Source organism: Streptomyces sp. NH27 (genome assembly GCF_056859195.1).
This window is the reverse complement of record NZ_JACEGK010000011.1, coordinates 25,666-35,027: the sequence shown is the minus strand read 5'-3', so window position 1 is coordinate 35,027 and position 9,362 is coordinate 25,666. Positions and strand designations below refer to the sequence as shown.

9 protein-coding genes are annotated in these 9,362 nt (G+C 71.2%); all 9 read left to right on the top strand.

Going from position 1 to position 9,362, the window contains the following annotated elements; all coding sequences use genetic code 11:
• A partial coding sequence (ftsW, locus tag AC13HU_RS02375; protein WP_483040013.1) for a putative lipid II flippase FtsW occupies window positions 1-1,573 on the top strand: 1,573 nt, incomplete at its 5' end.
• Between the two features lie 6 nt (window positions 1,574-1,579).
• Entirely contained in the window at window positions 1,580-2,668 is a 1,089-nt protein-coding gene (murG, locus tag AC13HU_RS02370; protein ID WP_483040012.1) for an undecaprenyldiphospho-muramoylpentapeptide beta-N-acetylglucosaminyltransferase, read from the top strand.
• 232 nt (window positions 2,669-2,900) lie between these two features.
• Window positions 2,901-3,680 (top strand): cell division protein FtsQ/DivIB, encoded by a 780-nt coding sequence (locus AC13HU_RS02365; protein ID WP_483040016.1) that lies wholly within the window; start codon window positions 2,901-2,903, stop codon window positions 3,678-3,680.
• A 261-nt stretch (window positions 3,681-3,941) separates the two neighbouring features.
• Entirely contained in the window at window positions 3,942-5,210 is a 1,269-nt protein-coding gene (gene ftsZ, locus AC13HU_RS02360; protein WP_483040011.1) for a cell division protein FtsZ, read from the top strand.
• 31 nt (window positions 5,211-5,241) lie between these two features.
• Window positions 5,242-5,994 (top strand): peptidoglycan editing factor PgeF, encoded by a 753-nt coding sequence (gene pgeF / locus AC13HU_RS02355; protein WP_483040010.1) that lies wholly within the window; start codon window positions 5,242-5,244, stop codon window positions 5,992-5,994.
• Between the two features lie 4 nt (window positions 5,995-5,998).
• Entirely contained in the window at window positions 5,999-6,718 is a 720-nt protein-coding gene (locus AC13HU_RS02350) for a YggS family pyridoxal phosphate-dependent enzyme (protein WP_483040009.1), read from the top strand.
• Window positions 6,719-6,812: 94 nt separating this feature from the next.
• Window positions 6,813-7,430, top strand: a complete 618-nt coding sequence (locus tag AC13HU_RS02345; protein WP_483040008.1) for a cell division protein SepF — start codon at window positions 6,813-6,815, stop codon at window positions 7,428-7,430.
• 92 nt (window positions 7,431-7,522) lie between these two features.
• On the top strand, window positions 7,523-7,810 hold the full coding sequence (locus AC13HU_RS02340; protein WP_483040007.1) for a YggT family protein: 288 nt from the start codon (window positions 7,523-7,525) through the stop codon (window positions 7,808-7,810).
• Window positions 7,811-7,856: 46 nt separating this feature from the next.
• The gene (locus AC13HU_RS02335; protein ID WP_483040006.1) at window positions 7,857-9,200 is read left to right on the top strand and encodes a DivIVA domain-containing protein; all 1,344 of its coding nucleotides are present in this window, start codon (window positions 7,857-7,859) and stop codon (window positions 9,198-9,200) included.
• Window positions 9,201-9,362 lie beyond the last annotated feature (162 nt).

Sequence of the window (9,362 nt, the reverse complement as noted above, 5' to 3'; positions counted from 1 at the left end):
GGGCAGTGCCGGGCGGGCGGCGCCGGACGCACAACGCGCCGGCCAGGGCGCCGAAGGCGCGCGTGCGGGCTCCGGACGGCGGTCGCCGTCCACCGCGGAGCGCGGCGGCCGGGCCGCCGCAGGCGACGGCCCGGCCGCCCGCTCGGCTGCCCCGCGCGGCAGCGCTTCCACCAAGGACGGCGGCGGCTCCCGGGCCGCGGCAGCGCCGCGCGCCGCCGTCCGCCGCGCGGCCGCACCCTCGTCGGGCCGCCCGCGCCGCAGCTACGTACCGGCCGCCCGGCCGCCCCGCTTCGGGACCGGCGGCAACCGGCCGCGCGGCAGCGCACGGCGCGGCGCGGCACGGCTGCCGAAGCAGGTGCGCGACGCGTGGGACCGCCCGCTCACCGCGTACTACGTGATCCTCGGCGCCGGGCTGCTGATCACCGTGCTCGGCCTGGTGATGGTCTACTCCGCGTCGATGATCCAGGCGCTGCGCTACGGCCTGCCGTCGACGTACTACTTCCGCAAGCAGTTGATGGCCGTGGCGATCGGCTCGGTGCTGCTGTACGCGGCGGCGCGGATGCCGATCCGGCTGCACCGGGCGCTGGCCTACCCGCTGCTGCTCGGCGCGGTGTTCCTGATGTGCCTGGTCCAGGTGCCGGGGATAGGGCAGACGGTCAACGGCAACACCAACTGGCTCTCGATCGGCGGCCCGTTCCAGCTCCAGCCCAGCGAGTTCGGCAAGCTCGCGCTGGTGATGTGGGGCGCCGACCTGCTCGCCCGCAAGAACGAGAAGAAGCTGCTCACCCAGTGGAAGCACCTGCTGGTCCCGCTGGTGCCGGTCGCCGTCCTGGTGCTCGGCCTGATCATGCTCGGCGGCGACATGGGCACCACCATGGTGCTCACCGCCGTCCTGTTCGGCCTGCTGTGGCTGGCCGGCGCCCCCACCCGGCTGTTCACCGGCGTGCTCGCCGCGGCCGGCGTGCTGGCCGCGCTCTTCGTGCTGACCAGCCCCAACCGGATGGGCCGACTGCACTGCATCGCCGCGACCTCGCCCGGCGCCAACGACCAGTGCTGGCAGGCCGTGCACGGCATCTACGCCCTCGCGTCCGGCGGCTGGTTCGGCACCGGCCTGGGGGCGAGTGTGGAAAAATGGGGTGAACTGCCCGAGCCGCACACCGACTTCATCTTCGCCGTGACCGGGGAGGAACTGGGCCTGGCGGGGACGCTGTCCGTACTCGCCCTCTTCGCGGCACTAGGCTACGCGGGTATCCGCGTGGCCGGTCGCACGGAGGACCCCTTCGTCAGGTTCGCAGCGGGTGGCGTGACCACCTGGATCACGGTCCAATCCGTGATCAATGTCGGTGCGGTGCTCGGCCTGCTGCCGATCGCCGGTGTCCCGCTCCCGCTGTTCTCCTACGGAGGCTCGGCTCTCCTGCCGACCATGTACGCGGTAGGGCTGCTGATCTCCTTCGCCAGAAGCGAGCCGGCGGCGCGGGCGGCCCTGGCCATGCGGGAGCGCAACTCCCTGACCGGGGTGATGAAACGGACGATGCGACGGCGTGCCGGAAGGCGGCCGTCGGGAGAGCGGTGAATTTCGGTGCATGTCGTACTCGCCGGTGGGGGGACCGCCGGCCACATCGAGCCGGCGCTCGCGCTCGCCGATGCCCTGCGCAGGCAGGACCCGACCGTGGGAATCACCGCACTCGGCACCGAGCGCGGCCTGGAGACCAGGCTCGTGCCCGAGCGGGGCTACGAACTCGCCCTCATCCCCGCGGTCCCGTTGCCGCGCCGGCCCACCCCCGAACTGATCACCGTCCCCGGGCGGCTGCGCGGCACCATCAAGGCCGCCGAGCAGGTCCTGGAACGCACCAAGGCCGACTGCCTGGTCGGCTTCGGCGGGTACGTCGCGCTGCCCGGCTACCTCGCCGCCAAGCGCCTCGGGGTGCCGATCGTCGTCCACGAGGCGAACGCCCGGCCGGGCCTGGCCAACAAGATCGGCTCCCGCTACGCGCACAGCGTGGCCGTCTCCACCCCTGACAGCAAGCTGCGCGACTCGCACTACATCGGCATCCCGCTGCGCCGCACCATCGCCACCCTGGACCGGGCCGCCGTCCGCCCCGAGGCTCGGCACTCGTTCGGCCTCGACCAGAACCTGCCGACCCTGCTGGTCTCCGGCGGCTCCCAAGGCGCCCGGCGGCTCAACGAGGTGGTGAGCACGGTCGCCCCGCGGCTCCAGCAGTCCGGGGTGCAGATCCTGCACGCGGTCGGCCCGAAGAACGAACTGCCGCGGTCCGACAACATGCCCGGCATGCCGCCGTACCGTCCGGTGCCCTACCTCGACCGGATGGATCTCGCCTACGCCGCCGCCGACATGATGCTGTGTCGGGCCGGCGCGATGACCGTCGCCGAACTCTCCGCGGTGGGGCTGCCGGCGGCGTACGTGCCGCTGCCGATCGGCAACGGCGAGCAGCGGCTCAACGCGCAGCCGGTGGTCAAGGCCGGCGGCGGCCTGCTCGTCGACGACGCGGAGCTGACCCCCGACTGGGTGCTGGGCAACGTCCTGCCGGTGCTCACCGATCCGCACCGGCTGTACGACATGTCGCGCGCCGCCGCGGAGTTCGGCCGCCGTGACGCGGACGACCTGCTGATGCGGATGGTCTACGACGCGATTGCCGCCCGACGGTAACGGGACCACCCGGCTGCCCCGTTCTGCCGGTCGAGGGACCTGCCTGCCGGTGGCCTGCCGGTCGCGTGGTTCCCCGCGCCCCCGGGTGTGTGCGCCTCCTTCCGCGGAAGGACGCCCACCACCGAGGAGCGCGGGGAACCGCGGAACCCTTGCGGCGGGTTGCCGTGACCGCGGACGAACCCGTTGCAGGATAGGAGCACCATCGCTCACCCCGGAGGCCGAGATGACCCGACTGGCATCGCCCGGCGCGAGCCGCGTACGGGGCGGCCCGCACCAACCGTCAGCTCAGCCACCCCGTGGTGTGGTGCGCCGCAGGCGGAACGTACTGCTGCTCGCGCTGGTCGCGTTGACCGTGGTGGGCGGGGGTGGCGGCTACCTCGTGTACGGGTCTCCGCTGCTGCGGGCCGAAGACGTCAAGGTCAGCGGAAACTCCGTATTGACCGATGATCAGATCGTCAGCGCGGCGAAAGTCCCCCTCGGCGGCGCCCTGTTCTCCGTGGACACCGGCGCCGTCCGCAACCGGCTCACCGCCGCACTGCCGAGGATCGACCATGTGGACGTGGACCGCTCCTGGCCGCACACCGTGCAGCTGCGGATCACCGAACGGACCCCGTCGGCCGTGCTCAAGAACGGCACCCGCTTCACCGAAGTCGACCGCGGCGGCGTGCGATTCGCCACCGTCGACCGGGCCCCGCGCGGCGTACCGTTGGTGCAATTGACCGACCCGCGGGCCGCGAGCGTTCGTCAATTCGGCACAAAGGGACTGCTGCGCGCCGCCATTGTCGTCTCGGCCGGGCTGCCGCAATCCCTCAGCGGTCACGCCACCGCGATCCGGGTGCGTTCCTACGACGGCATCACCGTCGAACTCACCGGCGGGCGCGAGGTGGTGTGGGGGAGTTCGGCGAACGGCGTACGCAAGGCGCGGGCGCTCACGGCGCTGATGAAGGCGCAGCCGGACGCGACGCACTACGACGTCAGTGCGCCCACCGCCCCTGCTGCTTCCGGGAGTTGACGCCCGCGAGGCCAGGCGCGACAAGGCGTTCGCACCCGGCTGCGCGAAGGACGGCGTGATCACATAGGGTGAAAAGAAAAACGGGAGGTTCGGCGTGTTCGTTGAACCGCCACCGCTTGTCGACTTAGTGTCTCGTCCCAAGGAAACACATGGGACTGGCGTACTGGTAACCCTAAACTTCAGGGTTAGGGTTCGGAACGGCACCGGCGAGCGTACCGACCGTCCCACACGATTCGTAACTCGAGGCGAGAGGCCTTCGACGTGGCAGCACCGCAGAACTACCTCGCAGTCATCAAGGTCGTCGGTATCGGCGGCGGTGGCGTCAACGCCATCAACCGGATGATCGAGGTCGGTCTCAAGGGCGTCGAGTTCATCGCGATCAACACCGATGCGCAGGCCCTGCTCATGAGCGACGCCGACGTCAAGCTCGATGTCGGCCGCGAACTGACCCGGGGCCTCGGCGCCGGCGCCAACCCCGACGTCGGCCGCAAGGCCGCGGAGGACCATCGCGAGGAGATCGAAGAGGTGCTCAAGGGCGCCGACATGGTCTTCGTCACCGCGGGCGAAGGCGGTGGCACCGGCACCGGCGGCGCCCCCGTCGTGGCCAACATCGCCCGCTCGTTGGGCGCGCTCACCATCGGCGTGGTGACCCGCCCCTTCACCTTCGAGGGCCGGCGCCGCGCCAACCAGGCCGAGGACGGCATCGCCGGCCTGCGGGAGAACGTCGACACCCTGATCGTGATCCCCAACGACCGGCTGCTGTCGATCTCCGACCGCCAGGTGAGCGTCCTCGACGCCTTCCGGTCCGCGGACCAGGTACTGCTCTCCGGCGTGCAGGGCATCACCGACCTGATCACCACCCCCGGCCTGATCAACCTCGACTTCGCCGACGTCAAGTCGGTGATGTCCGAGGCGGGTTCCGCGCTGATGGGCATCGGCTCCGCCCGCGGCGACGACCGCGCGGTGGCGGCCGCGGAGATGGCGATCTCCTCGCCGCTGCTGGAAGCGTCCATCGACGGCGCCCGCGGGGTGCTGCTCTCCATCTCCGGCGGCTCCGACCTCGGCCTGTTCGAGATCAACGAGGCGGCCCAACTGGTCAGCGAGGCAGCCCACCCCGAGGCGAACATCATCTTCGGCGCGGTCATCGACGACGCGCTCGGCGACGAGGTGCGGGTGACCGTCATCGCGGCCGGCTTCGACGGCGGCCAGCCGCCGACCAAGGGCAGCCGGGACAAGCTGGTCGGCGGCAGCTACACCTCGCGCGACGACTCCGGCTCGACGTCCGGCGGCACGACCGGTTCGTCCGGTGCCGGCGCCACCCGGGGCGGCGGCTCCGACGCCGGCCGGCTGACCCCGTCGTTCACGGGCATCGGCAGTGTGCCGACCGCACCGGTCGAGCGCGACCCCGAGCCCGCCGGTGAGCCGGTCGCCGAGAACCACGGCATCCCGTCCGGCCCGCTGGTTCCGCCGGCCCGGCCGTACCAGGACCCGGCCGTCGAGGAACTCGACGTTCCCGACTTCCTGAAGTGACCGCCGGGCAGTGATAGGACACAGCACGGCAGTGGACGGCGCGCGCTTCGCCTTCACCGACAGGTGGGGCGGAGCGAGCGCCGTTCCGTATGACAGCCTCAACCTCGGTGGCGCGGTGGGCGACGACCCGGCCGCGGTCCGGGCCAACCGCGAGCGCGCCGCGCAGGCGCTCGGCCGTGACGCGGACCGGGTGGTGTGGATGCACCAGGTGCACGGCCGCGAGGTGGCGGTCGTCGACCGGCCCTGGGGCGAGCAGCCGGTCCCGGCCGCCGACGCGGTCGTCACCACCCGCGCGGACCTCACCCTCGCGGTGCTCACCGCCGACTGCGTACCGGTGTTGCTCGCCGACCCCGCCGCCGGCGTGGTCGCAGTCGCGCACGCCGGACGGCCCGGACTGGTGGCCGGCGTGGTGCCGGCCGCGGTCGGCGCGATGGTGGCGAACGGCGCACGGCCGGAGCGGATCAGCGCGCTGCTCGGCCCCTCCGTGTGCGGTAAGTGCTATGAAGTGCCCGCCGCGCTCCGGAGTGAAGTCGCAGCCGCCGTACCCGAGTCGTACGCCGAGACGAGCTGGGGTACGCCGGCGCTCGATGTGAGCGCCGGCGTGATCGCCCAACTCGCGCGCTGCGGCGTACGAGTGATGGACGGTCCGGCGGTGTGCACGCTGGAGTCCGCCGACCACTTCTCGTACCGCCGCGACCGCACCACCGGCCGGCTGGCGGGCTACGTCTGGCTCGACGGCGGGCCGGACGGCACGGCCGCCACGGCGCCGGAACGGGTCGGGTGACGGCGTGTCGAGCAGAGCCGAACACATCGCCGCGAACCTTGCGGTGGTACACGAACGGATCGCGCGCGCCTGCGAGGCGGCCGGCCGGGACCGCGACGAGGTCACCTTGATCGTGGTGACGAAGACCTACCCGGCCGAGGACGTGCGCGTGCTGTCCGGGCTCGGCGTGCGGCAGGTGGCGGAGAACCGCGACCAGGACGCCGGGCCCAAGGCGGCCGCCTGCGCCGACCTTCCGCTGACCTGGCACTTCGTCGGCCAGTTGCAGACCAACAAGGCGCGCTCCGTGGTCCGTTACGCTGACCATGTGCACTCGGTCGACCGCCTTCGCCTGGTCGCCGCGCTGTCCACCGCGGCCACCGCCGCGGGCAAGCAGCTCGGCTGCCTGGTACAGGTCGCCCTCGACGCCGAGTCCGGCGACCGGGGCGTACGCGGCGGGGTCGCACCCGACGTGGTGGGCCCGCTCGCGGACGCGATCGCCGGTGCCGACGGGCTACGGCTCGACGGCGTGATGACGGTCGCACCACTGGCGGGGGCATACGCGGGTCAACCCCGCGCGGCCTTCGATCGGTTGGCGGAAATCTCATCCCGCCTGCGCGAGGCGCATCCGGCTGCGAACATGGTCTCGGCAGGGATGAGTCAGGATCTGGACGAAGCGGTGGCCGCCGGAGCGACACATGTACGCGTCGGTACGGCGGTACTCGGAGTCCGTCCCGGGCTCCGGTAACGTCACCAAACAAGTCGGACCACAGCATAAATATGGTGTGGCGGCCGCCCCGAGCGGCGGCCGCGGACCGAACCCCGCTGAGAGGACGCAGAGCATGGCCGGCGCGATGCGCAAGATGGCGGTCTACCTCGGCCTCGTGGAGGACGACGGATACGACGGACCGGGATTCGACCCCGACGACGAGTTCGAGCCCGAGATGGCCACGCCGCCCAGCGGCCGGGTCGACCCGGAGCCCGAACGCGCCGCCCCTCGTAGGCCGCACAGCCAGCACGTGCCGCCGAGCGCGCAGCCGCAGGACGACCCCCCGCGGCTGGTACATGCCCCGGCGCCGCGCGAACCGCGGATCGCCCCAGTGGCATCCATCACACCCGAACGTCAGAACCTGGAGAAGAACGCACCGGTGATCATGCCCAAGGTCGTGTCAGAGCGGGAGCCGTACCGGATCACCACGCTGCATCCTCGGACCTACAACGAAGCCCGTACCATCGGGGAACACTTCCGCGAAGGCACCCCGGTGATCATGAACTTGACCGAGATGGACGACACGGACGCGAAGCGACTTGTCGACTTTGCCGCCGGTCTCGTCTTCGGCCTGCACGGGAGCATCGAGCGGGTGACGCAGAAGGTCTTTCTGCTCTCGCCTGCTAACGTCGACGTCACGGCGGAGGACAAGGCTCGCATCGCCGAGGGTGGGTTCTTCAACCAGAGCTAGCCTGAACCTGGTCTGACCAGGAAGAACGCAACCGCACGACATGTAGGACCCGGCCGGCAGGCCGATGGATGAGCAGGGGAGAGGGAAGCGCGATGAGTGTCGCACTCCAGGTGCTGTACATCGCGCTGTACTGCTTCCTGTTCGTGCTCATCTTCCGATTGGTGATGGATTACGTCTTCCAGTTCGCACGTTCGTGGCACCCTGGGAAGGTGATGGTGGTCCTCCTGGAGGGCACCTACACTGTCACCGATCCGCCACTTAAGCTTCTGCGGCGTTTCATCCCGCCGCTACGTCTCGGGGGCGTGGCGCTCGACCTGTCCTTCTTCGTATTGATGATCATCGTGTACATCCTGATCTCCGTCGTAGGGAGTTTGATGTGAACGGTGCGGGCTCCCGATATGTCGACGATCACGTTGAGGTGAAGAGATGCCGCTGACCCCCGAGGACGTTCGGAACAAGCAGTTCACGACCGTCCGCCTCCGAGAGGGCTATGACGAGGATGAGGTCGACGCCTTCCTCGACGAGGTGGAGTCGGAACTGACCCGACTGCTCCGCGAGAACGAGGACCTGCGGGCCAAGTTGGCCGCCGCGACTCGGGCCGCCGCTGCGAACCAGCAGCAGTCTCAGCAGAACATGCGCAAGCCGGAGCAGCAGGATCGTCCGGTCCCCGCCGCCATATCCGGACCGCAGCCGGTGCAGCAGCAGATGCCGCAGCAGCAGATGGGCCCGCCCCAACTGCCGGGCGGCGCACCGCAGCTGCCGGCTGGACCGAGTGGGCAGCAGCAGCACGGCCCCGGCCCGGGCCAGATGGGGCAGATGGGTCAGCACCCCATGCAGCAGCAAGGCCCCGGCCCGATGGGCCAGATGGGCCAGCACCCGATGCAGCAGCAGGGCCACCCCATGCAGCAGCAGCAGGGCCCCGGCGGTATGCAGGGTCCCGGTGGTCCGGGTGGTCCGGGCATGCAGGGTCCCGGTGGTCCCGGTGGTCCGGGCATGCAGGGTCCCGGTGGTCCCGGTGGTCCCGGCCCGATGGGCCAGCACCCGATGCAGCAGCAGGGCCCCGGTGGCGACAGCGCCGCCCGCGTCCTCTCGCTCGCCCAACAGACCGCCGACCAGGCGATCGCCGAGGCGCGGTCCGAGGCCAACAAGATCGTCGGCGAAGCGCGCAGCCGCGCCGAGGGCTTGGAGCGGGACGCCCGCGCCAAGGCCGACGCGCTGGAGCGGGACGCCCAGGAGAAGCACCGCGTGGCGATGGGCTCCCTGGAGTCCGCGCGTGCGACGCTCGAGCGCAAGGTCGAGGACCTGCGCGGGTTCGAGCGGGAGTACCGCACCCGGCTGAAGTCCTACCTGGAGTCGCAGCTGCGCCAGTTGGAGAACCAGGCGGACGACTCGCTCGCCCCGCCGCGGACCTCTCCGCCGGCACCGTCGTTGCCCTCCGCGCCCTCCATGGGCGGCGGGACGATGAGTGGCAGTAACTCGATGAGTGGCAGCAGCTCGATGGGCGGCAGCAACTCGATGGGCGGGATGGCGCCCGCGGGTGCCGGAGCGATGGGGCACGGCGGTTCCGGTGCGCCTTCCTACGGCGCCGGCGCCGGGCAGAACGGCTCCATGGGCGGCGGGCACACGCCCGGGCCGACGTACGGTGGCCAGCAGCAGATGTCTCCCGCGATGACGCAGCCGATGGCTCCGGTACGGCCGCAGGGGCCGCAGCCGTTGCAGCAGGCGCCGACGCCGATGCGAGGGTTCCTGATCGACGAGGACGACAACTAGGACGTCTTCCACCTGGCACGACAAAGGTCCGGGCCCCCGGGGGAAACACTTCCCCAGCGGGGCCCGGACCTTTGGTGCTCCCTCACCCTGCGGGCGGCGCCGCCCCGTTCACGGGACAGCGGTGCACTTGCGGGAGGACGTCCACCAACCAGGGGCGCTGGG